Here is a 23,818-nt window from a genome sequence, read left to right on the forward strand (position 1 = left end):
GCGTTATGGAATTCTTCAGTTTCTTAATGAACGATGTCTTATCAGAGCCGGCGGTTCTGGTAGGTCTCATCGCCCTAATCGGCTTAATTGCCCAGAAAAAACCGGTCACCGAGTGTATTAAAGGCACGGTAAAAACCATTCTAGGTTTCATCGTGCTTGGCGCGGGTGCGGGTCTGGTTGTGACTTCTCTGGGTGACTTTGCGACGATTTTCCAACACGCATTTGGCATCACTGGCGTGGTTCCAAACAACGAAGCTATCGTCTCTATCGCGCAAGAAGCGTTTGGTAAAGAGATGGCGATGATCATGTTCTTCGGTATGTTAGTGAACATTCTGATCGCTCGCTTCACTCCATGGAAATTCATCTTCCTAACGGGTCACCACACGTTATTTATGTCGATGATGGTAGCGGCGATCCTTGCTTCTAGCGGCATGAAAGGTGTTCCACTGATCGCGCTTGGCTCTCTGGTTGTGGGCTCTGTGATGGTGTTCTTCCCTGCGATTGCTCACAAGTACATGAAGCAAGTAACAGGTTCTGACGACGTTGCGATTGGTCACTTCTCTACCCTTTCTTACGTGCTAGCTGGCTTTATTGGCAGCAAGTTCGGTAACAAAGAACACTCTACTGAAGAGATGAACGTACCTAAGAGCTTGTTGTTCCTACGTGACACGCCAGTGGCAATCTCGTTCACTATGGGCATCATCTTTATAGTGACGTGTATCTTCGCTGGCGGTGACTTTGTACGCGAAGTTAGCGGTGGTAAGCACTGGTTCATGTTCGCGCTGATGCAATCCATCACATTCGCCGGTGGTGTGTACGTTATTCTTCAAGGTGTACGTATGGTTATCGCAGAAATCGTTCCAGCGTTTAAAGGTATCTCAGACAAACTAGTACCAAACGCAAAACCTGCGCTTGATTGTCCGGTTGTATTCCCATACGCACCAAACGCGGTATTGGTTGGCTTCCTATCGAGCTTTGCAGCAGGTCTTTTGGGCATGTTCCTACTTTACGTGATGGGGCTTACTGTGATTATCCCTGGTGTCGTTCCACACTTCTTTGTAGGTGCAGCGGCAGGTGTATTTGGTAACGCTACAGGCGGTCGTCGCGGTGCAATCTTGGGTGCTTTTGCACAAGGTCTACTGATTACCTTCCTACCAGTATTCCTAATGCCAGTACTGGGCGACCTAGGCTTTGCTAACACGACCTTTAGTGACGCAGACTTCGGCGCTGTTGGTATCTTACTGGGTCTGATTGTTCGCTAAGTAGTTAGTTTGAATATGACTAGCTGATAACTGACTTGATTGATGCGGGAATAGGCTCATCGGCATCAATCTTCAAGAATCTCTAGTCATAACAAACGACGAACTTTAGAAGAAAGCAATCGTAGAAAGAAAACAAACGCCCCTCACGTGAGGGGCGTTTTTCTTTTTGGCACTATCTTAAGGAGGTTTGACTTATTGAAGCGTAGTTCCGTTAGATAGCAGCTTTCTTGTCGGCTCTTGCTCGGTGTATTCGACCGCATCGTGATCCGCGAGCTTCTCGACTTCCGCCTGTTCACCCACCACAACCAACACGTGTTGTTTCACCAGAGCGTCGACCACTTCAATGTTGTGCTGACGAAGAAGCGCTCTCACTTCGCTCTCTTTTCCTTCATGATACTTAACAAAGTAGCGTGCAGGTTGCTGCTCGGCTTGATCTTGGCGTTCATCCACGAGAGGAAATCCTTGATTGTTTGCCAAGCTGCTTGAGCTCAGTCCGATTGCCAATAGTGCGGTAGCGCCTACCGCAGACAAAGAAAGTAAGGTCAACTTCTTCATAGTCACTCCTTATTGAAAGGTCAGAGTCCAACTGTTGATGGTGCCTGTGTCTCTTCTGGCACTGTCCACCGCTTTTAGTTCCCATGTACCTTGCGATTCAAAACCAGAAAAATCCGCTTGGAACGTATTTTTTATATCGTTAGCGCTGCCGCCGGTATTATTGTGAAGTACAACTTCTCCACCAGTCGGTGACGTTAAAGTCACTCGTAGATCACCGATGTAAGTGTGGCTAATATCAACGTCAATACTTACTGTGCCTGAATCACCAGAGCGATCGACTTCTACTGCACTGATTGCGCCAGAAGATTTATTATCTGGAATCGCGACAGGGCTGGTATTTGAGAAGCTAGAATCCGAAGAGCTACCACCATCAGGTCCATTACAGCCAGCGTCCAAGAACAGCTTCGCCGCTTCAGCATTAACTAGGCCGTGGCCAGTACGGTTGTCTCGACCAGCAACATCAATATCTGTTGCAGTTTTCACTAGGGCATTACGCACTTGCGCTGCTGTACAGGTTGGGTGGTAACTCCACACCAAGCCAGCTACGCCCGTTACGTGCGGTGTCGCCATTGATGTACCATTGTAGTATTCGTAATCTTCACCAGAGGTTGTTGCAACAGTAATTTCCTGACCAACATACCCCAACAGCTCTTGACCAAATGCACGATCAACCGTTACCGAAACCATACGATAAGCGTTGTTTGTGTCTACCAAGAATGGGTTTTGTAAACCAGGTAGTTCAGAGTTGCTGTATACGATTGCAGCTCGCGCACCCGCATTGTAACAAGCCTGAACCGCATCCACTTCAGGGTAGTTTCCTGAAGACTGGTTGCCAATACGCTCAGTCAAACAAATTTTGCCCGACATATCACCACAGTTAAAGTTACCGCCAGATACATCACAGCTATCTAGCGTTGCCGTTACTGAACCCGCGATTGGATCCGGAACATACGAAGAACCGTTATTGATCAAACGATTGTGAGGAACAATCCCACGATCAAACTGACTGACACCATTCAAGGTAATATCAGAAAGTTTACCTTCACCTACCGTAACCGTTGATAAGATCGCCACACCCGGGCCTGAGATCTCAACTTGATTAGTAGATTGTGAGAACGCTGCATGATCATTTTGATTATCAACAGCCGCAACAGACATCACTGAGTCATAAGAAGCTGGATAGCTGTGCGCTGTATTGCCATCATTACCCGCAGCGGCGATCAATAGAACGCCTTGATCGTAAATATTTTGCAGTGCATTTTGCTCAGTTCGGCTTGATTGACTACCACCAAGGCTCATGTTCACAACGTTAGCACCATTATCGGCACAGGTCTGGATAGCTTTAACAAGCCCAGATGAGTAACCCCAACCCGATTCGTTAAATACTTTCACGATGTGCAAATTAACATTCTGGTTTGGCATCACACCCTTTACACCTTCGGTGTTGGCAATCGCAGCAATCGTACCCGCGACGTGAGTACCGTGGGCATTGTTGTTACCCGGATCACTCCATGATCCCGTACCACTATCGTTAGTACCAGCAACGCGGTTACCGCTTAGGTCGTTGTGCGAAATGTCGTACCCTGAATCGATAATACATACAGTGCGATTACCCGCATTGAAGTCAGCTAGCAGTTGAGCATTAACCGCTTCATATCCCCATGGGGTCGTTTCGCTGAGCAAATAGCGAGGTGGATCGACTTCCACGTATTCCACATCACTACGATTGCGAAGCGGCTCTAAGTCATCGCCATCCAATTCAACGCTGTAAATGGCGCGATTGCCTAGTTTTTCCACCTTACGTGCCTTCACCTGTTCTAGAACAGACTCCTGCGCGATTCGTGGCCCCCAGAATGAGTTACCACCCATTGAAGAACGGCTGACTGCATCTTCTTTGAATTTGACGATGTACTTCGTCGGTAACTTAGATTCATCAAATCCCATTGGTGGAGCCGCAAACGCTGACATCGAAGTGGTCAGTGCTATTGCTACGGCAGACAACGAAAATAAGCCTTGTTTTTTACTTGTTGTGTAGTGCATTTGCCCTATTCCTTATTTGAGCTAATTTTTATTCACTATATTCTCATGAAAAGTCATCATCATGATGTTTGCATGAGAGCTTCAGCTATAGTTTACAGAGCAAAAATGCCAAACAATTTGTTTCATGAATATACAAATTTGTACAAAAGATCATTCAACAAACACTTTAAGTTAACATTAAAAATCACCGACAAAACCTTATAAAGCAATTACTTAATTAACAAAAAGTGAATGTTAAATTAATGTTAGTGAGTAATTATTCTAAATATCACCCATTTAATCGATTGCTATGCTGAATGGATTTTTTGACCGTGGTGCCAAAACTGAAATATTGAATATTTAGTTGTTGACTGTCTTGAGCATTTACTCAGAATTAGAAGGTTTAGTGAGAAAAATTCTCATCTAAATACTGTTATAGCCGAGCGTATTCACGCATTCGGAACAATAACCATTACAAGAAGAGTGAATGATGAAAAAAACAATCACACTATTAACTGCATTACTTCCGCTTGCCTCCGCCATTGCAGAGGAGCCAACTTTATCACCAGCAATGGTTTCTGCGGCTGAAGTGGTTAGCGCGCAAGAAAATCAAACTTATACGTACGTTCGATGCTGGTATCGTACGAGCCACTCTAAGGACGATGCGGCTACCGATTGGAAATGGGCAAAAAACCAAGATGGTAGTGACTTCACTATCGATGGCTATTGGTGGAGCTCTGTTTCATTTAAAAACATGTTCTACACCAATACCTCACAAAACGTAATTCGTCAGCGTTGTGAAGAAACACTAGATCTAGCGAACGAGAACGCAGACATTACATTTTTTGCTGCTGACAATCGTTATTCTTATAACCACACGATCTGGAGCAATGATGCTGCAATGCAACCAGATCAGATAAACAAAGTAGTGGCTTTAGGCGATAGCTTGTCTGATACAGGCAACATCTTTAACGCGTCCCAATGGCGCTTTCCTAACCCGAATAGCTGGTTCTTGGGTCACTTCTCAAACGGTTTTGTTTGGACGGAATACGTTGCTAAAGCCAAAAACTTACCGCTATACAACTGGGCAGTTGGTGGCGCAGCAGGTGAAAACCAATACATCGCGCTAACTGGTGTCGGCGAACAAGTTTCTTCTTACTTAACCTACACAAAGCTGGCGAAGAACTACAACCCTGCTAACACATTGTTTACGTTAGAGTTTGGTTTAAATGATTTCATGAACTACAACCGTAGCGTGCCGGAAGTAAAAGCGGATTACGCTGAAGCTCTGATTCGTTTAACAGACGCTGGCGCGAAGAACTTCATGTTGATGACACTGCCTGATGCAACCAAAGCACCACAGTTCAAATACTCAACACAGGAAGAAATTGAAACGATTCGTGCGAAAGTATTGAAAATGAACGAGTTCATCAAAGCACAAGCGATGTACTACAAAGCCCAAGGCTACAACATCGCATTGTTTGATACACACGCACTGTTTGAGAAGTTAACCTCGGCACCAGCAGAACACGGTTTCGTAAATGCAAGCGACCCTTGCTTAGACATCAACCGTTCATCCTCTGTTGACTACATGTACACTCACTCATTACGTTCTGAATGTGCAGCATCTGGCGCAGATAAGTTCGTGTTCTGGGATGTGACTCACCCAACCACAGCAACGCATCGTTATGTGGCTGAAAAAATGTTAGAAAGCAGCAATAACTTAGAAGAGTTTCGCTTTTAATAAGCCGTTGTTGTTCATTGCAAGTTAATCTGCATAAAAATGACCACGATGCTTCGTGGTCATTTTTTATCGATATCGAACCCCGATAACGGGTTTATTTGAGCTCGCTTAGTTCAAGCCGTTGATTTAGAGACGTTGACTTTGAGCAGCCTCATTCAGCTTTCTGTTTTTGGTACGTTACCGCGGAAGCTGTCCACCATAATAGAGATCAACGTCTTTAAGGTTACATCATCACTACGGTATGAGTAGGCTCGTATACCCGTAAACTGAACCTGGAACAACTGAGCAAGAAGCAATGTATCCTGAGCTTCAATTTCGCCATTCTCGATAGCTCGCTCAAACAGCTTTGCAAGAAAAGATTCAAATTGGTTTGCTAAGCTGTTTGTTTGATTGCGCAGCGCATTAAAATCCTCAGCAAATTCACTTGCTGATTTGACTAACATGCACACTTCACTGGGATTGGAGTCTCGCTGATTGATAACCACATCAATCGCGAAAGCTTCTATTGCATCTAGAACCGTTGTGTTCTGAGCTAAATGCAACTCAAACAGGGCTTGTAAGTTCGCAACGTACATTTTTAGCGCTTCACAATATAGCCCCTCTTTTGACCCAAACGTCGCATAAATACTTCCAGGACGCAGATTCACGCTATCTTGTAAATCACGTGTAGATGTTGCATGAAAACCTTTCTTCCAGAATAGATCCGAGGCGGCTTTCACCACTTCATCACGTTGGAATTTCTTTGTATTCGCCATGAGCAATTATCAATTTTGAACATATGCTCAATTTTATATTGAGCGACCGCTCAAAATCAACTATCCTGTTCTTGCCTAATCCGCTCATATCCAATTACAGGAGATTTAAACATGGCAGAATTTAAACTGTATACCGCAGAAAACGCACCCGAAGGATCAAAGCACCTGATTGAAAATTCAGTCAAAGCGTTTGGCATGCTACCAAATCTTCATGCTGTTATGGCTGAAGCGCCAACCTTGCTTGAGGGTTATCAAGTTGTGCATGAGCTCTTTCAACAAACATCATTTAACGCAGAAGAATTGACCGTCGTATGGCAAACCATCAACGTTGAACATGGTTGTCACTACTGCGTTCCTGCTCATAGTGCGATCGCGGCGTCAATGAAAGTGGATCAGGAGATTGTCGATGCTCTCGTCAACCAAACACCATTGGCAGACGAAAAACTTGAAACACTACGAGAGACAACGCTTCAAATGGTGCGCCAACGTGGTGTAGTTGAAGAGTCTCAGATAGAGAAATTCTTTGCGGCGGGTTACGGACAGCAGCAACTGCTTGAAATTGTTCTTGGTCTAGCGCAAAAAGTGATGAGTAACTACACCAATCACCTAGCTGACACCCCGGTTGATGCACCTTTCAAGAAGTTCGCCAAGTAACTTAAGCTTTTATTACTGGTCCCATTCATGGGACCAGTAATACCTTCAAAAAAAGCTTTGTTGCATGGCGCTTCGCTAGTGTGTGCTGACCCCTAATTACAACGGCGCAACGTCGGTTCCCCCTAAAGACTGGTAAAGCGTAACCTGAGTGAGAAACTGGTTGTAGCGGTTTTCCAACAAAGAAGCTTGCGCGTTTCTGGTGTCTTCTTGTGCATTCAAATAGTCCATGATCGACGTCGAGCCATACTGATACCGCGCAGCATAAATGGACTCAGCGGCACTTGCGGCATCATATTGCTCTTGTAAACGCGCCGCCTGATACTTCAATTTCTCGCGTGCCGACAAGGCATTTTCGACATCTTGGAATGCGGCGTACAACACTTGGCGATAACTCACAATAGCCGATTGATAGTCTAAATCTGCAATGGCTTGGCTATTTTTCATCTCATTCCACTGCAAAAACGGTAGCGTCATATCCGCACCTAAGCTGCCAATCGGGTTGGAAAGCAGGTCTTTGAGCGCTTGTGACGATCCACCCAGAGCCCCAGTAAGCGTCAGCTTGGGCAAATAGTCCAAATCTGCTGCGTCTTTATTTGCTAGTGCGGCTTTGACTTCATAAATCGCTGCTTTAATGTCGGGTCTGCGGATCAATAAATCAGACGGAGCACCAACACTCAACGATGGCATATCGCCTTCAGGCAGCATTTGGATGTTTGCACTGATGCTCTTCGGCGGTTGATTGAACAAAATCGCAAAGGCGTTGTTTGCCTCAAGTAAACTCTGTTCAAACTCACTTTGCTGCGCTTGTAAGCTTGCCAACGTACGTTTGGCTTCAAGCACATCTAACTGATCCACAGCGCCAAGTTGGTACTGTTTTTCAATCAATTGTAGCGTTTGAGCTACGTCTTCCACATTACGCTGACTGAGGTTTAAGCGCTGTTTTAGATAGCCGATTTGCCAATATAACGATGCCGTCGTTGCCACCAAACTTTGTGCGGTCGCCTCGCGATCTTGTTGACTTGCCATCGCCGTCCACTTGGCTTGGTCAACGTCTGCCGAGATTTTTCCCCACAAATCCAACTCGTAATTGACGGACAAGTTAGTGCTGTAGCTATCTGCCGATTCCCCGCTATCAAGAGATTTTTGAACTTGTCCTGATGTGGAAGAACTCAACGTAGGGAAAAGGTCATCTTGCGCTAAACCCAGCTGTAAACGCGCTTTCTTTAGCGTTAGCGTTGCCAGCGTCAAATCGTTGTTTTGAGCCAACACCTGAGTAATGTATTGATTAAGCGTTGGGTCGTTAAACGCCAACCACCAAGGATCCATACTGACATCACCCGCAACATGCATCTGTTGCCAATTTGCAGGCACTTGCACCTCAGGAGCTTGATAGTCGCTACGCATAAGCGAACCACAACCTGACAACCACACTGCGCTTAAGGCAGCCGCGACCAATCGAGTTTTGAATTTCATTGTGTTACTCATTTTTAGTCTCTCGCTAGCGCTTCTATCGGATCGAGTTTGGCGGCATTGCGAGCGGGTAAAAAGCCGAAAGCGATGCCAATCAACGTTGAGCAAATAAACGCCCAGATGATCGAGTTCATTGAGTAAATCATTTGGAAGCTGCTGCCAGATGTACTGAATGCAAAACCAATCAAAAACGCCAAGCCAATACCAGCAATGCCACCACACAAACACACTAGTACCGCTTCAATCAAAAACTGACGCAAAATATCCGCTTGCCGCGCACCCACAGCCATTCGTACACCGATCTCTTTCGTGCGCTCTGTCACCGACACCAACATGATGTTCATTACGCCAATTCCGCCGACAATTAGGGAGATCACCGCAATCGCTGAGATCAGTAACGTCATGGTTGCGGTGGTTTTCTCGATGCTCTGACGAATGGTGTCAGTGTTAATCGTGAAGAAATCTTCTGTACCGTGGCGCATTTTTAACAAGTTGATGATGCTCTGTTCTACCGCTGCGCTTGGGGCGTTCTCATCAATCCGTACAGTAATGCCGTTGAGGTAGCGTTGTCCCATCATTCGTCCCGACATGGTGGTGTATGGCACCCAAATTTTCAGCGCGTCGCTGTTGCCAAACGCGTCTTCTTTTTTCTGCGTGACACCCACAATACGCACTGGCAATGAACCAAGAAAAATCACTTCACCAATCGGATTTCTATCCGCAAACATTTCCTTTCTGGTGTTGTCATCAATCACTGCTTCTTGGGCGAGCGAATTCACGCTCTCTTCATCCCAAAACTGACCTTTGGCGATCTCATAACCGCGCACACGGAAATAATCTTCCCCAACCCCTTCCACAGACGCGGTTGCATCCTGATTGGCGTAACGCACGGTTAAGCTGTTGGATAAAGACGGCGTGACACTGTCGACAAAAGGTAGACTCTCCAACGATTTAGCATCGTCGGCGGTTAGCGTTTTCACTCGTCCGGAGCGGCGGTCACCAAACCCTTTGCCCGGCCTGACATCAATGGTGTTTGTTCCCATGGATGAAATATTCGACAAAATTTGCTGTTGTGAACCATTACCTAGTGCCACCACGGAAACCACCGAGGCTATACCAATAATGATGCCGAGCATGGTCAAAAACGTGCGCATTCTGTGGCTAGACATCGCCAGCAGCGCCATTTTGAGCGCGTCAATAAAACTGTCCCACTTCCACCACTTACTGGCGACTTGCGCTGGGCGATGAAAAGACGTGCTCGGTGTCTGTACTGCTTGCTCATTGATTACAACTTGTGCATTTGGCGTATCTGCAATGATTTCACCATCTTTGATTTCAATGATGCGATCCGCAAAGTTCGCCACGTTCATATCATGAGTCACTAAGATGACCGTATGCCCAAGTTGATGCAACTCTTTAAGCAGTGCCATCATCTCTTGCCCACTGTGACTGTCTAATGCGCCAGTGGGCTCATCAGCGAGAATCACCTCACCGCCGTTCATCAGTGCACGAGCAACACTCACGCGCTGTTGCTGGCCACCACTCAGTTGGCTGGGCTTGTGAGTGAAACGATCTTCCAGCCCTAAGCGAGCCAATAACGACTGCGCTCGATCCGTTCTTTGACGATGAGGAACTCCCGCGTAAACCGCCGGTACTTCCACGTTTGCCACCGCGGTTAAATCCCCCAGCAGATGGTAACGCTGGAATATAAAGCCAAAATACTCGCGGCGCAGTTCCGCCAGTTGATCAGATTCCAACGTCGAGACATCTTGCCCATTAATGAAGTATCGACCGCTGGACGGTTTATCCAAGCAGCCGAGCACATTCATCAGCGTCGATTTACCTGAGCCTGATGCCCCCACGATCGCGACCATTTCACCGCGTTTTATCTCTAAATTAATGTGGTTCAACACGGTAAGCGACTCGTCGCCAGAGACAAATCGTCGAGTTAAATCCTCAACTTTTAAAAGCACGTCACTCATATTAGAACCTCATTGGAGGTCGACGACGATCACCTCGGCTTGATGATTCTCCATCCATGGCATTGCCAAGAACAACTTGGTCGCCCTCCTTCAAACCTGAGAGAATTTCTGCGTTCACTTTGTTGTTAATACCCACTGTCACGGGCTTTTGCACCACTTGGCCCTGTTCAAGAACTGGCACGGTATAGTTGCCTTTGCCGCCAGATTTTTGCAGCACTTGTGAAGGGACAATCAAGGTATTTTCCGATTGCTCAAGGACAATCGAAACTTGCGCAGTCATGCCGATGCGCAAAATACCTTGCGGGTTCTTCACATCAAATACAGCGTTGTAGTAAATGGCGTCGCTATCTGAAATGCTCAAATCGCTGTCATCGCCATCCATGATGGTTGGCCCCGGCTCAATGGCGCGCAATGTGCCTTTAAACTGCTGATTCGGTTTGCCTAAAATGGTGAACAGCGCCGTTTGGCCTGGGTGAACAAAAATCACATCGGCTTCCGAAATTTCGGCTTTCACTGTCATCGTATCTAACTTGGCTAACTCGATAATAGTTGGCGTGGTTTGATTGGCGTTTACGGTTTGTCCTTCTTCCACCGCGGTGTAGACCACCGTGCCATCCATCGGTGCGTTGATGGTGGTGTAACCGAGATCTAACTGCGCATTGTCGACGTTGATTTTGGCTTTCTCGATTTCGGCATCCAGTTGCGCTAACTCGGCTTTGTAGATGGCGAGCGTCGCTTCGGCATTCTCGTAATCAGCTCGTGAGCTCGCTTTCGCTGCCAACATGCCTTTTTGGCGCACGTATTCATAGTTTGCTTGTTTAATCTGCGCTTGCTTAGCCTGGTACTGAGCGTTGAGACTATTAAGAGACGCTTGGGCTTCTTTGAGGCTGTTTTGCTGAGTCAGGCTGTCAATCTGTGCAATCAAGTCCCCCTGTTTTATCTCATCCCCTAAGTTCACAGCGAGGCGTTGAATTTGCCCAGATACTTGCGCACCTACATTCACCAATTTGGACGCTTGCAACATGCCGTTAGCTAATACCGCCTTTTCGATATTGCCTTTGCGAACGACTTCTGTCGCGTAAGGAGAAATGGGTTCTGGACGTTGCAGATAATGATAACCACCAGCACCAATAGCAAGTAGGCCACACAAAACGAGCCATTTTTTATTGAGTTTCATAGCAGGAGTGAAGTAAATAATCGTTTTGATTTTATACTGCTATTTGTCTTAGCCGTACAGGGTACGAGACGTAAAGATAGGTAAATTAACGTCAAGAAACTGAATGAATAACTTCACTAACGTGAAAAATCAGAGATATTATAGTCACTTCAAAACTTTATCATTCAATACATATAACAAAGACCATTTTTAATATATAAATTCAAGTTATAAGTATTATAAACAAAACTTTTAAATACTAACAAACCAGTAAAATCCAAAATTATTCAACATTCCATTAATTTAAATTTCATGATGGCCATTTTGATGATTGAATTTAAAGAGGAGTTAAGTGACAAGTTAAATAAAAAATACCCACATAACACAGGTAAGACCGAGAGGGGTGTGTCATGTGGGTTTAAAACGATAGTTCTCTTGCTGATTCGAACTACCAACGTTGGGATGCAATGGAAATACAAATGACTCAGAGTTTCCATCACGGACACTTTATCGCTGGATTTCCCTCTATTTGTTAGGGAACAGTCAGCACAATAAAAATAGAGAAGTAATACCGCAAAAATAAAAATAGAGGTTCAGGGTTTAATTTACACTTAAATAACTACTATATTCACGCCATGAAGCATTAATAAATTCAACAATAAATATTTATTAAGTTAAATTTACTTATTGTCAGCACACTGTTAGTTTTACTCTTAAATACACTGGTCAGATTTGTTTATTTTACTAATTTTAGTTGCAATACAACTTCTAATTAATTCATGAGAAAAACATGCAGCGACAATTAACTCTTTCACCGATTTATTTATTAATCGGGTTAGCCTCCTCGACGGCGTATGCCGGTGGTTTTCAAATTAACGAACATTCTGCGACGGGTCTTGGTCGTGCTTTTGCTGGTGATGCCGTCATTGGTGATAATGCATCTGTAGTCAGCCGCAACGCCGCAGCGATGACGCTGTTTAAACAAAATGCCTTATCGTTCGGTGTCACTTACGTCAAACCTGACGTTACCGTTAAAAATGCGCAATATCATCGAGCTAACATTAATGCAGATGTCAATGTTGGTATGGGCGGTTTTCCTCCGTCCCCTCAAGTTGACATTACCCCGTCCTTCTCTCAAACCGTGACCGACATTGATGACGTCGATGGCGTTGGTCAACCAGCCGTTGTACCCAATTTTTACTTTATTCACCCTATCAACGACGACTGGTATCTAGGCTTATCGGCATATTCCAACTTCGGAACCGACATGGAGTTTAAACCAAACTATGGCGCACCTGTTTTTGGCGGTGTCACCAGCGTAGCGAGTGTCAACCTTGGCGCAAGCTTGGCATACAAGGTGAACGACCGTTTTAGTATCGGTGGTGGTATTGATGTGATTTACGGCTCTGGTGAGCTGTACCGCGATATGGACGTGGGTGTTTGCGTTGGTGGGAACATACTTGGAAACGAACTAGAACAACGCTGTGGATCCGTAAAAGGCAACGCACTTGATGTGGAAGCTGGCGGCATTGGGCTTGGCGCGAACATTGGCATGATGTACGAGTTTAACGAACGTCATCGCTTAGGTTTAAGCTACAAGCACAGCCCTAACATAGATGCCAAGGGCGACATCCACTTTGCTGGCGAATCGTACGACTCGCTTGCTATGCCGCTACCGGATATTGCGGAGTTTTCCGGTTATCACCGCGTCTTACCTAAATTTGCCCTGCACTATTCTGTGCAGTGGATTGGTTGGTCAGCATTTGACAGCTTGAAAGCTGATGATCAGTTGCTAAAAGATTTTCAGTGGCAAGACTCCGCGCACTACTCCATCGGTGCGACTTGGTACGCCAATGAACGTTGGACACTTCGCACGGGTTACATGTTCGACAAAACACCTGTCGATGAGCTGACTTCGCTTTCTATTCCAGATTCGAACCGTCACTGGTTATCTGCGGGCGCATCTTACCAATGGTCATCAGATACCACGGTTGACATCGGCATGACGTACTTGATTGGTGAAGATGTCAACGTAGAAGAGTACGCGTATGAAGGTGTTCCTGCACCTATGGTGACGGGCGTGACCCATTCAAATGCGTTCCTAATTGGTGCCCAACTCAGCCACCGTTTCTAATTTGTCAGGCAGTGATCAAACCTCTAGGTCATTGCCTTGTAACAACGCTTATCGAAGCGACCGAACAGAGACATTATTATGAACAAAACACTACTTTCTTTTTCACTCTCACTTCTCACTCTAAGCGCAGCTCAGGCTTCGGAATGGGGCTATGGCAATGACAAACACGGGCCAGAGCACTGGGGAAAAATCGCCAAAGACTGCGCAACCACGAAAAACCAAAGCCCAATCAACATCGACAACCCAGCCGATGCAAAACTGGAAGCACTGAACCTTTCGTACACTGGTCAGGTCATTGGTTTAACCAACAATGGTCATACGCTGCAAGCGCAAGTGAACGGACGTAACAGCTTCACCATCGATGGCGAGACGTTCGAGCTGCAACAGTTCCATTTCCACACACCATCAGAAAACCAAATCAAAGGCCGCCAATATCCACTTGAAGCGCACTTTGTACACGCCAACGCAGACGGCGAGTTGGCGGTAATTTCGGTGATGTTTGATGCTGGCGATCAAAACGCAGCACTGTCTAAACTGATCAACGCAATCCCACAAGAGAATCAAACCACGTTCTTTAAAGATACGTTTGAGATTAACGACTTACTGCCAAAAACTGCAAACCACTATCGATTTAACGGCTCTTTAACCACACCGCCATGTTCAGAAGGTGTGCGCTGGTTTGTGCTTAAAGACACTCAAACCTTATCCAAAGATCAAGCCGCGAAACTGATGGAAGTCATGGGACAAAACAATCGTCCGCTGCAACCGCTAAATGCGCGCGTTGTACTTTCTAACTAAACGCCACATCCGATAAGGGGCATCGTATTTGCCCCTTATTTTGATTCGCTCTAACCTCACTTCGTTACAGGAACCCCCAATGAAAACTCCATCTGTTCTGTCACTCTTACTCGCACTCGCCCCGACATTCGCCTTCTCTCATAACCTTTCTGTCGGTCAAACCACCCCTTCCGTCAGCATTGATACCTATGGCGAAATGACGCTGCAAGGAGACGATGTGGCTTATCAACCTTGGGCAACTCAGCAGATGTTAGGCAAAGTCCGTGTGATACAAGCCATTGCAGGTCGTAGTAAAGCCAAAGAGATGAACGCGCCGCTGATGTCAGCAATCACTGCCGCTCACTTTCCTGAAGATCAGTATCAGACCACAACCGTGATCAACCAAGAAGACGCCATTTGGGGAGCCGGTACATTTGTTAAATCGTCGGCAGAGGACAGCAAAAAGACATTCTCTTGGTCTTCCATGGTGTTAGACAAAAATGGCGTATTAGCAACAACTTGGGATCTACAGCAAGAAAGTTCTGCGATTATCGTACAAAATAAACAAGGCGAAATTTTATTCGTCAAAGAAGGGGCTTTAACTCAAGACGAAGTCACACACGTCATCGAACTGATTAAACAGAATATCTAAACCTAAGGTAAGGAAAAGCTATGAAACTGTTCAACACCATCGCACTCTGTCTTTTAGCGGCTGTAGCCTCTTTCCAATCGGTTGCAGGAGACAACAATTGGGATAAGATTGCAGATAAGACCGTCAGTTTTAAATCGGAAACCGACACAGTCAATCCACTGTCCCCATTTGCTAACGCTCGTTTTAGCCACATCAAAATCAAATGTACGCAAGGTACGGTCGATCTGAAAAGCGTTAAAGTAATCATGAAAGATGGTCAGGAAAAGACGTTCGACAGTTTAGGTGTTCTGACTAAAGGCATGTCATCAAGAAGTTTAAGCCTACCAACAAAAGATAACGCGAAGTTAGACAAAATCGAGTTGAACTATGAATCGGTTGGCAGCACTGCGCTGCAAGTCGCGGGGGTGACCAAAAAAGCGCAAGTGGAAATCTTAGGTAAGAAAATCGACGAGTAAGCAATGGCTCAACGAGCTCACCCAAACTAAAAACAGCGGCACTAGGCCGCTGTTTTCACTAAAAAATCGTCATGGATAACTAAATGAATTTCTTCAGCTTCGCCAAACCATAAGCGGCGATGGTGACACAATCTTTGATCGTGCCGTCGATCATCATCTGTTCGAACTCCTCAACAGAAAAAGCGCGAGTGATCAAATCCTCTTCTTCACTGTCGAGTTGATTGCCCACGTCCGTTAAATCAGTGGCGAAGTAGACGTGACATGTCTGATTCAAAAAGCCGTATGCGATAAACTGCGCGCCGACATACGCCATAGCGCTCGCCTGCATGCCCGTTTCTTCACGCAGCTCGCCTTTGGCAAGCTCAAGATGATCCGCATCTGGGTTTGATTCCCACGCCCCTTGTGGGATCTCCCAACAACGTTGACCTACGGTGTAACGGTACTGCTGAACCAAGTGAATCATCCCGTTATCGATAGCCAGAATCGCAGCACAATCAGGTTTGTCGACCACACCATAGATGCCCTCTGCGCCGCTCGGACGTAAAATTTTGTCCTCACGCACCGTCATCCACTTATTCTGGTAAACGACTTTGCTGTCTAGCTGTTTGATATCTGACATGATTATTCCTTGATTTTTCTGAGGGTTACTACGGAATAATACCCGATTCGGTTACGCCACCAAAATGTTCTTTAGTTCACTCAAAGACTCAACGGTGTAATTTGGTGCGATACGCTCATCGACGCTTGCGCCTGTGGTATTTAACCAGCAAGTTTCAATACCAAAATTATTACCACCCAGAATATCGGAATGCAGGTTGTCACCCACCATCAGTACGCGCGTTTTGCATGGGTTGCCCATTTGCTGCATCGCGTATTCAAAAATACCTAAGTCCGGTTTTGCTACGCCCACTTGTTCAGAGATCACCACTTTATCGAAGTACTCAGTCATCCCTGTGCGCTCAAGGCGAATTGCTTGCAACTCTGTAAAACCGTTGGTGATGATGCCCATTTTGGCTTTGCCTTGCAGCGCTTCCATCAGCTCTTTTGCACCTGGCAACAAGCTGCAAATATCGGCCATTGCTTCTAAAAATGCGCTATTGAGATCTGCTGTTGTGGTATTCAGCTTCTCAGCCCACTCGATAAAACGCTTATGTTTTAGCTCATCTGCCGTTACTTTGCCGTCTTGGTAATCCACCCAAAGCGGTTTGTTTACGGTTTGGTAATGAGCAAAATCTTGTTCAGTAAAATCTACGCCTTTGCGAGAAAACATAAGCTGCAAACCTTTGAAAGCATCAAAGTGGAATAAGGTTTCGTCAGCGTCAAACAGGATCCAATCGTACTTCATTTTCTTCTTCCCAAAATCAAGGTCGTAATACTGGTGCATAGTCTAGATTGTTTTCTTCTTGAAGATAATCTCTATAATTGGAAATTAATTGTATCCTTGTGCTCAACAATAAATGCTTCACGATAATAGGAGATTGATGTGAACGCGATTGCCTCCCTGCCCGTTTTTGTTGCTGTTGTCGAATGCGGCAGCTTTTCCCTTGCGGCCAAACAGCTGAATCTGACGAAATCGGCGATCAGCAAACGCATCAACCAACTAGAAGACGATTTGGGCATTCGTCTCCTTAACCGAACTACGCGTAAGCTGAGCCTGACCGAAGCGGGAGAACGCTATTTTGAGTACGCTTCTCAAGCGCTCAATCTGGCCCAGCAAGGCGTAGACGCGGTATCTGAACTGCAAGGCTCTCCACAAGGTCGGCTCAAAATTACCGTGCCGATGTCTTTCGGTGTGCTGCATATCGCGCCTTTGATCAGCGAGTTTCTCGCTCGTTACCCGAAAATTGAAGTGGATTTAAACCTCGAAGACAAAATGGTCGATTTGGTTAAAGACGGTTTTGATTTGGGGATCCGTATTGGTGAACTCACCTCTTCCAATCTAATCGCAAAACGCCTCGCCCCTTGTAAAAGTGTGCTTTGTGCCTCGCCAGATTACTTAGCGGAGTTTGGAACACCACAAAAACCAAGTGATTTAGTCAGTCACAACTGCCTGCGCTACTCCTATTTCCGTGGCGGCGTCGAATGGATGTTCATCAACAACGGCAGCGAATACAAGGTGCTTCCAAAAGGAAACTTTATCGTCAATAACAGCGAAGCCATTCGCCAGTTGCTGTTAAGAGGTTCGGGCATTGCGCAACTGCCAACATTTATTGCAGGAAGAGACTTTGCCGCAGGAAATCTAAAACCGGTGATGGAAGAGTATTCTCTACCAGAACACGCCATTTATGCGGTTTTTCCTGAGCGCAAGCACATGCCGTTGAAAGTAAGAGCCTTTATCGATTTTATCAGCGAAAAACTCGGCACAGATTTACCTTACTGGGATCGTTACAACAGCCCAGAAAAATAACCATATTGATGATAAGTGAGTGAGATTTCACTACTGACATGTTCTGACATTCCATCCGCGTAACCTTATTTGGAACTCAATAGGCAATCCGCCAAAACCAATAAGGAATCACAATATGGAAACCGTTATCGAAACTGTGCAATTTCGTCTAACCGCAGGCACAACAGAGCAAGACGTGATCGCCGCTGCCAAACAGTCACAAACGTTTGTGAAGAATCTGCCGGGCTTTTTGTATCGCTCACTCAGTCACGAAGCGACGGACGATGTGTGGACAGACATCATTTACTGGCGTTCAATGGACGATGCAAAACAGGCGGGAAAACAGCTCAAGCAAGCCGCTGAATTTCAGCCTCTGTTATCAATGATTGACTGCGAAAGCTTCGAGCTTATACATCACAACTTAAAAATGTGCAGTGAGCTAGAGAAGTAATCAGCCACACTACTACTAACAACCAGTAGGTCTAGATAAGGAACATCATGAGCAAATCAGAACGACTGTTTGAGCTACTGACGCTTTTGCGCGCAAAGCGTTACGCCGTGACAGCGAAAGAGCTCGCAGAAAGAATGGAAGTCAGCGAACGTACGATTTATCGCGATGTTCAGTCGTTGCTTAGTTCTGGTGTTCCGATTCAAGGTGAAGCAGGTGTTGGCTACCTGTTGCAAGCTGGCTCTCATCTGCCGCCTTTGATGTTCTCAGAAAAAGAGATGATGGCGCTTGAACTGGGTATGCGGATGGTTCGAGCCTGGTCGGATGTTGAACTCGCCGAAGCGTCTCACTCTGCGTCCACCAAAATACTTTCGGTATTGCCCGATAAGCTCAAACAACAAGTGGAAGATTGTCCGCTGATTGTGCCCGATTATCACACCCAATCCGAGACTGCCAAACGAGGGCAGCTTCTGCGCCACGCGATTGATCATCAGTTTAAGGTCAGTTTGGATTACCAAGATGAAAGCGGACAAGTGACCGAAAGAAAAATCCAACCGTTAGGCCAGTTCTTTTGGGGCAAAGTCTGGACGCTGGTCGCCTGGTGCGAATTGCGCGATGACTACCGCCAGTTCCGCCTCGACCGTATCCAAGCACTGCGTATGCACGATGAAGAGTTTCAGAGTGCGGAAACCAAATCTCTCAAACATTATATTGCGCAGTATGAATCGAAAGATTGAGTGTTCTTCATCCTTCCATCACAAGGATTCTACATTGCTCTGCTCAATGCGCGATATTTGGAAAGGCACATTTAGTTAAACTAATGTTTCATTTTTAACAGAGGAGCAACAAATCGTTATTCATCCATAACCGATTATTAGCCTTGTTTAACCAACCTTTGTTAGTTGTGCAAGGCTTACATCTCGCCATTTCACGTTATCAATTTTATACACGACCAACTATATTTACATAAAAATCAATAAAATAGTTCTTATTTTCGTTCTCGACACTCCTTCAAAACGGCCTTACATTCATAGCTAAGATATAGGTTATCTGTTAGTCTCTTTATTTCTTCATGATAAAAATTAGGATAAAACCTTTGAAAAAGCATCGGTTTATTATAAGGATAGGTGCAATATGCAATTGATCTGGAACATTATTGGATACTTAATGTTCTCTGGTGTATTAGTTATTTTTTTTCAAACATTCTTTATAGGTATCATGCACCTTTTAATGCCAAAAGACATTGTCAATAGCTACTTTAAAGAACCTTATTTTAACACTTTCGAACTAGCTCTATTTACAGGTTGGCCTTACGCATTTTTCCGAACATTGATGTTTGTTCGTTTAATCGTTCAACCTAACTCAGGTAAAAAACGAAAGTTACCCGATGTATCCCAAGAGGTGCCTAGGTGGTACCGCCTATTATCCTTCATAATAATATGGGTAATTATCATAAACTCTACAATGTTAGCACTTGTATTTTTTATCGCAGGTTTTTTATCACTAGCAAATCATGTATGACCTTCACTTATCCAACCAAGTTTAATAACACACTTTAAATGTAAAAAATCACATTAACAATTTCATACAAATAATAAATACATCAGCTAATTTTTAACTTTTTAAAATGAAAGTCTAGAATACAAAAAATAAAACTTTTTAAATATAGTTTTTTGTTAGTATCTGCACAAACAAATTATTAGCTAGAGGTGCTCTGTGTCGGGATTATTTGAGTATAAGATAAAAACTCATGATAACTTATCATCAATTATATTAAACATGTATGGTACTCCATATGAAAGGCTAAATTTATCACTTGATAATAAAAAGCTTACGAGTCTATCCGCATAGCTCGAAGTCGAGGGTTACCTGCGAATGCTCATATAGTTAAACAAGCTGAAAAACTGAATAAAATAGCTCAAGCATCTAAAGTGGGCGGACATGTTTTAGTCGGTGTTGGTCTGACGGCTTCCTGCATTCAGATTGCGAATACACAAGACCAACATGAAAAGAATGAAATTTTTGTTGAGTCAATAACTAGCACAGCTGTAGGAATGGGTACCAGCGCGTTAGTCGGTCTATTTTTAGTATCAAACCCTATTGGCTGGGGGACTGCCATTGTACTCGCTGCCGGTTCAACGGCTGTAGGTTATGCATCCGGTAAAGTGGCAAAAAGCTTTTATAACTCAATTGAAAGCAAGCCAAACTTAGTCGCTAGTACTGGAATAGAGTCTATATGCAGCAAGTAATCACATTTCTTTTTTACACTTTAATGACTGGTGTGATTATTATTTTCTTACAAACCATTTTTATCGGTGTCATGCACTTTCTGATGCCGAAGGAGATTGTTGGGAACTATTTTAAAAAACCATATTTTAATGAATTTGAGCTTTCTTTATTCACAGGGTGGCCTTACGCATTTTTCCGAACATTGATGTTTGTTCGTTTAATCGTTCAACCTAGCTCAGGTGAAAAGCGAAAATTACCTAATATTTCTAGAGAAGTACCAAAATGGTATCGTTATTTGTCGATTCTATTACTGGGTATTATCATTGTTAACTCTGTTGTCGTTGCCCTGACTTTATCAATTGGTGCCGTTCTTTTAGCAATTGAGTGAGGAATTAACATTAAAATATAACGATGTACTCGACGAAGAGAGCTCAGTCTGAACTCTCTAATCGCCAGAGTTATTGCATACTAACCTCTACTCTTCTTCGTTGAGACGACGAATCAACTTAGCTGGCGTGCCTCCGTATAGACAATCTGGCGGCACATCATGGTTGACTACCGAGTTCGCCGCAATAACCGAACGAGCGCCAACTGTTACACCTTGGTTAATGACGGAGTTACCGCCAATCCACACATCATCTTCAATCGTGATGGGTTTACAAAACGTTTCCCAACGTCGGCGACTGCGGTAATCAACAGAATGAGAAGCGGTATAAAATTGCACGCTCGGTCCAATGAGCACGTGGTTCCCGATGGTAATTTTGGCACCATCGAGCATGACCACGTTCATGTTGATAAAGGTTTCTTCACCTATTTCGATGGTCTTACCAAATTCACAATGAAAAGGGGCCTGGACAATACAACGGCCTACCTTGCCAAATAGCTGCTTTTGCAATTCGTCGCGCTGACTTTCGTCGGTGTTATTATTGAGCGCTCTAAGTGCTTGAAGAGCATGGCTTCTAATGGCGTCAATTTCTTTGTCCATGCCATCAAAGACCTGGCCAGACATCATTTTTTCTAGTTCTGTCACTGGAAGACTCCTACAACCTGCAATTACTGCTTTCAGATTCTTCACAAGGTACGTGAACTGCGAAATAAAAAAAGAGAAAAGCCCGGACTTTTCTCTTTCCTGTTTTTATATTTTGTGGAGTCTGTCGGCTTACACAATTTCCCAGCTGTGGGTCATCTCAACACCTTCACCTAGCATTAAGCAAACCGAGCAGTATTTTTCTAGCGAGTCAGCCGCCACTTTTGCTACGACTTCTGGGTCAAGCTCGTCACCTGACACTTCAAAGTGGATATTCACTTGCGTAAAGATACGCGGCGCGGTTTTACGACGCTCTGTGGTTAGCTTAGCATTAACTGACGAAACCTTTTGGCCTGCTGTTTTCAAACCATCAACAACATCGACAGAGCTACAGCCACCAGCAGCCATTAGTACCATTTCCATTGGGCTTGGTGCGGTTGCACCACCATTGCCATCCATCACTACGGAGTGGCCCGACTGAGATTGCCCAAGGAATTTAAAATCTTCTATCCATTTAACTTCAGCTTGCATGATTTACCTCATTTAGCATCGCTTATTCAAGGCATCGTTGCCCTTACTAGCGGTGTGTTTCTTGTCGATACTTTAGCTCTATCGCATAAAAGGGCAACGGAATTTTCAACATTACTGTAATTTTTTCGCTCGGTTACCTTTCTCTATACGTAACACTTTTTATTTAAGTAACACTTTCTACAAAAATAACGATGAGGTAGCTATGAAGAATATGTCTAAGTTATTGGCCGGTTTCTCCTTCGCACTTCCAGTCTTGTTTCTACTATTGAGTAAAACAGGTACCGCCGATACGATGGATAAGCTGAAGGCTTCAGAGAATACAAGAATCGCAACGCTAGCTGGCGGTTGTTTCTGGTGTACAGAATCGGATTTAGAGCAACTGCCCGGCGTAATCGATGTTGTATCAGGTTATTCAGGTGGTCATATTGAAAACCCGACTTACCGCCAAGTCTCTTCTGGTAAATCTGGTCATATTGAAGTGATTGAGGTGAAGTACGATCCTGCTGTCGTGAACTACGAGCAAGTGCTGGACTACTTCTTCCGTCATATCGACCCTACCGACGATAAAGGTTCATTTGTTGACCGTGGTCCTCAATACCGTCCAGCGATCTTCTACCATAATGCGGAGCAAAAGCAGATTGCTAAGCAGTTTATGATGGAAATCGACAAGGCGATGATCTATCCAAAACCGTTGAAAACAGAGCTGATCGAGTTTGAAAAGTTTTACCCTGCGGAGTCGTACCATCAGGATTACTACAAGAAGAGTAGCTTGAAGTACAAATACTACCGCTACGCATCAGGTCGCGATAAATATCTCGACGAAGTATTTGGTGAAGATCGAAAAGAAAGTCCTAAAACACTTCGACAGTTGATTGAAGAAAAAAAGCTGCTTTCGAAAGTGAAAGCGTACAGTAAACCTGCTCAGTCTGAAATCAAATCAAACTTAACAGAGCTACAGTATTACGTGACGCAAGAAGAAGGCACGGAGCGTCCGTTTGATAATGAATACTGGGACAACAAAGAAGCGGGAATTTATGTGGATATTGTGACCGGTGAACCGCTATTTTCTTCTACTGATAAATACAAATCTGGCACAGGTTGGCCAAGCTTTACTCGACCAATTAACCCGGGTTACATCGTGGAGAAAACCGATTATAAACTGCTCTACCCTAGAACGGAGATCCGCAGTAAGTTTGGTGATTCACACCTAGGTCATGTGTTTAAAGATGGTCCGAAGCCGACGGGATTACGCTATTGTATGAACTCTGCTGCGATGAAATTTGTACCTGTGAACAAGATGGCGAGTTTAGGCTACGGCGATTACCTGTACCTATTTGATAAGTAGTTTTAACCAAATTAGGAGTGAACATTCAGCGCGATGAAAGGTTTTAAATCCAACCTTCCCATGAAAGTCTGTCCGGTCTGTCAGCGCCCATTTTCTTGGAGAAAGAAGTGGGCGCGAAATTGGGAGGAAATCGTTTATTGTTCTGAGCGTTGCCGAAGAAATAAATCAACGAAAACGTAGGTCACTCCGACCCTCTCTGGAGTATGTTATTTCATTTGTATTAACGTTTGTACGCGT

At 44.7% G+C, this 23,818-nt stretch carries 24 protein-coding genes; 14 read left to right on the forward strand and 10 right to left on the reverse strand.

Annotated elements, in window-relative coordinates:
* The first annotated feature begins 5 nt into the window (after positions 1-5).
* On the forward strand, positions 6-1,262 hold the full coding sequence (locus tag R7044_RS03045; protein WP_225455340.1) for a PTS ascorbate transporter subunit IIC: 1,257 nt from the start codon (positions 6-8) through the stop codon (positions 1,260-1,262).
* Between the two features lie 192 nt (positions 1,263-1,454).
* Here the strand turns inward: R7044_RS03045 and R7044_RS03050 are convergent, their stop codons facing one another.
* Both R7044_RS03050 and R7044_RS03055 read right to left on the reverse strand, forming a co-directional pair.
* Entirely contained in the window at positions 1,455-1,817 is a 363-nt protein-coding gene (locus tag R7044_RS03050) for an ATPase (RefSeq protein WP_225455341.1), read from the reverse strand.
* Between the two features lie 9 nt (positions 1,818-1,826).
* Positions 1,827-3,857 (reverse strand): S8 family serine peptidase, encoded by a 2,031-nt coding sequence (locus R7044_RS03055; RefSeq protein ID WP_025768035.1) that lies wholly within the window; start codon positions 3,855-3,857, stop codon positions 1,827-1,829.
* Positions 3,858-4,323: 466 nt separating this feature from the next.
* Between R7044_RS03055 and R7044_RS03060 the strand changes: the two genes are divergently transcribed.
* Positions 4,324-5,580 carry an SGNH/GDSL hydrolase family protein gene (locus R7044_RS03060; protein WP_115386464.1) on the forward strand — a complete coding sequence of 419 codons (1,257 nt, stop codon included), beginning with the start codon at positions 4,324-4,326 and terminating at the stop codon, positions 5,578-5,580.
* A 155-nt stretch (positions 5,581-5,735) separates the two neighbouring features.
* Here the strand turns inward: R7044_RS03060 and R7044_RS03065 are convergent, their stop codons facing one another.
* Positions 5,736-6,335, reverse strand: coding sequence for a TetR/AcrR family transcriptional regulator (locus R7044_RS03065; RefSeq protein WP_005374096.1), 600 nt, complete (start codon positions 6,333-6,335; stop codon positions 5,736-5,738).
* 111 nt (positions 6,336-6,446) lie between these two features.
* On the opposite strand from R7044_RS03065, the gene R7044_RS03070 reads away from it, so the two are divergent.
* The gene (locus R7044_RS03070) at positions 6,447-6,989 is read left to right on the forward strand and encodes a carboxymuconolactone decarboxylase family protein (protein ID WP_005374097.1); all 543 of its coding nucleotides are present in this window, start codon (positions 6,447-6,449) and stop codon (positions 6,987-6,989) included.
* A 96-nt stretch (positions 6,990-7,085) separates the two neighbouring features.
* Here R7044_RS03070 and R7044_RS03075 read toward each other — a convergent pair whose 3' ends face one another.
* Genes R7044_RS03075 through R7044_RS03085 form a run of 3 tightly spaced genes read right to left on the reverse strand, consistent with a single transcriptional unit; the run spans position 7,086 to position 11,618 of the window.
* Positions 7,086-8,462, reverse strand: a complete 1,377-nt coding sequence (locus R7044_RS03075) for an efflux transporter outer membrane subunit (protein ID WP_225455342.1) — start codon at positions 8,460-8,462, stop codon at positions 7,086-7,088.
* Positions 8,463-8,476: 14 nt separating this feature from the next.
* Complete coding sequence (locus tag R7044_RS03080) at positions 8,477-10,441, reverse strand: MacB family efflux pump subunit (RefSeq protein ID WP_025768038.1); 1,965 nt, start codon at positions 10,439-10,441, stop codon at positions 8,477-8,479.
* A 1-nt stretch (position 10,442) separates the two neighbouring features.
* Positions 10,443-11,618 (reverse strand): efflux RND transporter periplasmic adaptor subunit, encoded by a 1,176-nt coding sequence (locus tag R7044_RS03085; RefSeq protein WP_005384341.1) that lies wholly within the window; start codon positions 11,616-11,618, stop codon positions 10,443-10,445.
* 769 nt (positions 11,619-12,387) lie between these two features.
* Between R7044_RS03085 and R7044_RS03090 the strand changes: the two genes are divergently transcribed.
* From R7044_RS03090 to R7044_RS03105, 4 genes are all read left to right on the forward strand, one after another.
* Positions 12,388-13,731: an OmpP1/FadL family transporter gene (locus R7044_RS03090; RefSeq protein ID WP_005497916.1), complete on the forward strand. Its 1,344-nt coding sequence runs from the start codon at positions 12,388-12,390 to the stop codon at positions 13,729-13,731.
* Between the two features lie 78 nt (positions 13,732-13,809).
* Positions 13,810-14,529: a carbonic anhydrase gene (locus R7044_RS03095; protein ID WP_225455343.1), complete on the forward strand. Its 720-nt coding sequence runs from the start codon at positions 13,810-13,812 to the stop codon at positions 14,527-14,529.
* Between the two features lie 79 nt (positions 14,530-14,608).
* Positions 14,609-15,160 carry a YtfJ family protein gene (locus R7044_RS03100; RefSeq protein WP_213866856.1) on the forward strand — a complete coding sequence of 184 codons (552 nt, stop codon included), beginning with the start codon at positions 14,609-14,611 and terminating at the stop codon, positions 15,158-15,160.
* Positions 15,161-15,180: 20 nt separating this feature from the next.
* A complete protein-coding gene (locus R7044_RS03105) occupies positions 15,181-15,615 on the forward strand; it encodes a hypothetical protein (protein ID WP_213866855.1) in 435 nt (144 codons plus the stop codon).
* Positions 15,616-15,694: 79 nt separating this feature from the next.
* Here R7044_RS03105 and R7044_RS03110 read toward each other — a convergent pair whose 3' ends face one another.
* Both R7044_RS03110 and yjjG read right to left on the reverse strand, forming a co-directional pair.
* Positions 15,695-16,234: an NUDIX domain-containing protein gene (locus R7044_RS03110; protein WP_017635078.1), complete on the reverse strand. Its 540-nt coding sequence runs from the start codon at positions 16,232-16,234 to the stop codon at positions 15,695-15,697.
* A gap of 51 nt (positions 16,235-16,285) precedes the next feature.
* A complete protein-coding gene (yjjG, locus tag R7044_RS03115; protein WP_140293742.1) occupies positions 16,286-16,960 on the reverse strand; it encodes a pyrimidine 5'-nucleotidase in 675 nt (224 codons plus the stop codon).
* Positions 16,961-17,098: 138 nt separating this feature from the next.
* Between yjjG and R7044_RS03120 the strand changes: the two genes are divergently transcribed.
* The 5 genes from R7044_RS03120 (at position 17,099) to R7044_RS03140 (ending at position 21,066) form a co-directional block, all read left to right on the forward strand.
* Positions 17,099-18,022, forward strand: coding sequence for a LysR family transcriptional regulator (locus R7044_RS03120; protein ID WP_005384329.1), 924 nt, complete (start codon positions 17,099-17,101; stop codon positions 18,020-18,022).
* Positions 18,023-18,137: 115 nt separating this feature from the next.
* A complete protein-coding gene (locus tag R7044_RS03125; RefSeq protein WP_029795225.1) occupies positions 18,138-18,452 on the forward strand; it encodes a hypothetical protein in 315 nt (104 codons plus the stop codon).
* Between the two features lie 47 nt (positions 18,453-18,499).
* Positions 18,500-19,186, forward strand: a complete 687-nt coding sequence (locus tag R7044_RS03130; protein WP_025547493.1) for a helix-turn-helix transcriptional regulator — start codon at positions 18,500-18,502, stop codon at positions 19,184-19,186.
* A 1,317-nt stretch (positions 19,187-20,503) separates the two neighbouring features.
* On the forward strand, positions 20,504-20,698 hold the full coding sequence (locus R7044_RS03135) for a hypothetical protein (protein WP_225455344.1): 195 nt from the start codon (positions 20,504-20,506) through the stop codon (positions 20,696-20,698).
* Positions 20,686-21,066, forward strand: coding sequence for a hypothetical protein (locus R7044_RS03140; RefSeq protein WP_005374128.1), 381 nt, complete (start codon positions 20,686-20,688; stop codon positions 21,064-21,066). Before R7044_RS03135 ends, R7044_RS03140 begins: the two co-directional genes overlap by 13 nt.
* A gap of 87 nt (positions 21,067-21,153) precedes the next feature.
* Here the strand turns inward: R7044_RS03140 and R7044_RS03145 are convergent, their stop codons facing one another.
* Both R7044_RS03145 and R7044_RS03150 read right to left on the reverse strand, forming a co-directional pair.
* Positions 21,154-21,708, reverse strand: coding sequence for a sugar O-acetyltransferase (locus tag R7044_RS03145; RefSeq protein ID WP_042523386.1), 555 nt, complete (start codon positions 21,706-21,708; stop codon positions 21,154-21,156).
* Positions 21,709-21,837: 129 nt separating this feature from the next.
* Positions 21,838-22,236 carry an OsmC family protein gene (locus R7044_RS03150; protein ID WP_205391272.1) on the reverse strand — a complete coding sequence of 133 codons (399 nt, stop codon included), beginning with the start codon at positions 22,234-22,236 and terminating at the stop codon, positions 21,838-21,840.
* A gap of 202 nt (positions 22,237-22,438) precedes the next feature.
* Between R7044_RS03150 and msrB the strand changes: the two genes are divergently transcribed.
* The gene (gene msrB, locus R7044_RS03155) at positions 22,439-23,581 is read left to right on the forward strand and encodes a peptide-methionine (R)-S-oxide reductase MsrB (protein WP_005374134.1); all 1,143 of its coding nucleotides are present in this window, start codon (positions 22,439-22,441) and stop codon (positions 23,579-23,581) included.
* 33 nt (positions 23,582-23,614) lie between these two features.
* Positions 23,615-23,761 (forward strand): DUF2256 domain-containing protein, encoded by a 147-nt coding sequence (locus tag R7044_RS03160; protein WP_005374142.1) that lies wholly within the window; start codon positions 23,615-23,617, stop codon positions 23,759-23,761.
* Positions 23,762-23,818 lie beyond the last annotated feature (57 nt).

The organism is Vibrio sp. 1402 (assembly GCF_033340275.1).

Coding starts and splice junctions, on each gene's coding strand:
- R7044_RS03050 (WP_225455341.1), bottom strand. CDS start 1,817: ATGAAGAAGTTGACCTTACTTTCTTTGTCTGCGGTAGGCGCTACCGCA.
- R7044_RS03105 (WP_213866855.1), top strand. CDS start 15,181: ATGAAACTGTTCAACACCATCGCACTCTGTCTTTTAGCGGCTGTAGCC.
- msrB (WP_005374134.1), top strand. CDS start 22,439: ATGAAGAATATGTCTAAGTTATTGGCCGGTTTCTCCTTCGCACTTCCA.
- R7044_RS03060 (WP_115386464.1), top strand. CDS start 4,324: ATGATGAAAAAAACAATCACACTATTAACTGCATTACTTCCGCTTGCC.
- R7044_RS03065 (WP_005374096.1), bottom strand. CDS start 6,335: ATGGCGAATACAAAGAAATTCCAACGTGATGAAGTGGTGAAAGCCGCC.
- R7044_RS03110 (WP_017635078.1), bottom strand. CDS start 16,234: ATGTCAGATATCAAACAGCTAGACAGCAAAGTCGTTTACCAGAATAAG.
- R7044_RS03100 (WP_213866856.1), top strand. CDS start 14,609: ATGAAAACTCCATCTGTTCTGTCACTCTTACTCGCACTCGCCCCGACA.
- R7044_RS03080 (WP_025768038.1), bottom strand. CDS start 10,441: ATGAGTGACGTGCTTTTAAAAGTTGAGGATTTAACTCGACGATTTGTC.
- R7044_RS03085 (WP_005384341.1), bottom strand. CDS start 11,618: ATGAAACTCAATAAAAAATGGCTCGTTTTGTGTGGCCTACTTGCTATT.
- R7044_RS03140 (WP_005374128.1), top strand. CDS start 20,686: ATGCAGCAAGTAATCACATTTCTTTTTTACACTTTAATGACTGGTGTG.
- R7044_RS03075 (WP_225455342.1), bottom strand. CDS start 8,462: ATGAAATTCAAAACTCGATTGGTCGCGGCTGCCTTAAGCGCAGTGTGG.
- R7044_RS03055 (WP_025768035.1), bottom strand. CDS start 3,857: ATGCACTACACAACAAGTAAAAAACAAGGCTTATTTTCGTTGTCTGCC.
- R7044_RS03090 (WP_005497916.1), top strand. CDS start 12,388: ATGCAGCGACAATTAACTCTTTCACCGATTTATTTATTAATCGGGTTA.
- R7044_RS03135 (WP_225455344.1), top strand. CDS start 20,504: ATGGGTACCAGCGCGTTAGTCGGTCTATTTTTAGTATCAAACCCTATT.
- R7044_RS03095 (WP_225455343.1), top strand. CDS start 13,810: ATGAACAAAACACTACTTTCTTTTTCACTCTCACTTCTCACTCTAAGC.
- R7044_RS03160 (WP_005374142.1), top strand. CDS start 23,615: ATGAAAGGTTTTAAATCCAACCTTCCCATGAAAGTCTGTCCGGTCTGT.
- R7044_RS03130 (WP_025547493.1), top strand. CDS start 18,500: ATGAGCAAATCAGAACGACTGTTTGAGCTACTGACGCTTTTGCGCGCA.
- R7044_RS03070 (WP_005374097.1), top strand. CDS start 6,447: ATGGCAGAATTTAAACTGTATACCGCAGAAAACGCACCCGAAGGATCA.
- yjjG (WP_140293742.1), bottom strand. CDS start 16,960: ATGAAGTACGATTGGATCCTGTTTGACGCTGACGAAACCTTATTCCAC.
- R7044_RS03150 (WP_205391272.1), bottom strand. CDS start 22,236: ATGCAAGCTGAAGTTAAATGGATAGAAGATTTTAAATTCCTTGGGCAA.
- R7044_RS03125 (WP_029795225.1), top strand. CDS start 18,138: ATGGAAACCGTTATCGAAACTGTGCAATTTCGTCTAACCGCAGGCACA.
- R7044_RS03045 (WP_225455340.1), top strand. CDS start 6: ATGGAATTCTTCAGTTTCTTAATGAACGATGTCTTATCAGAGCCGGCG.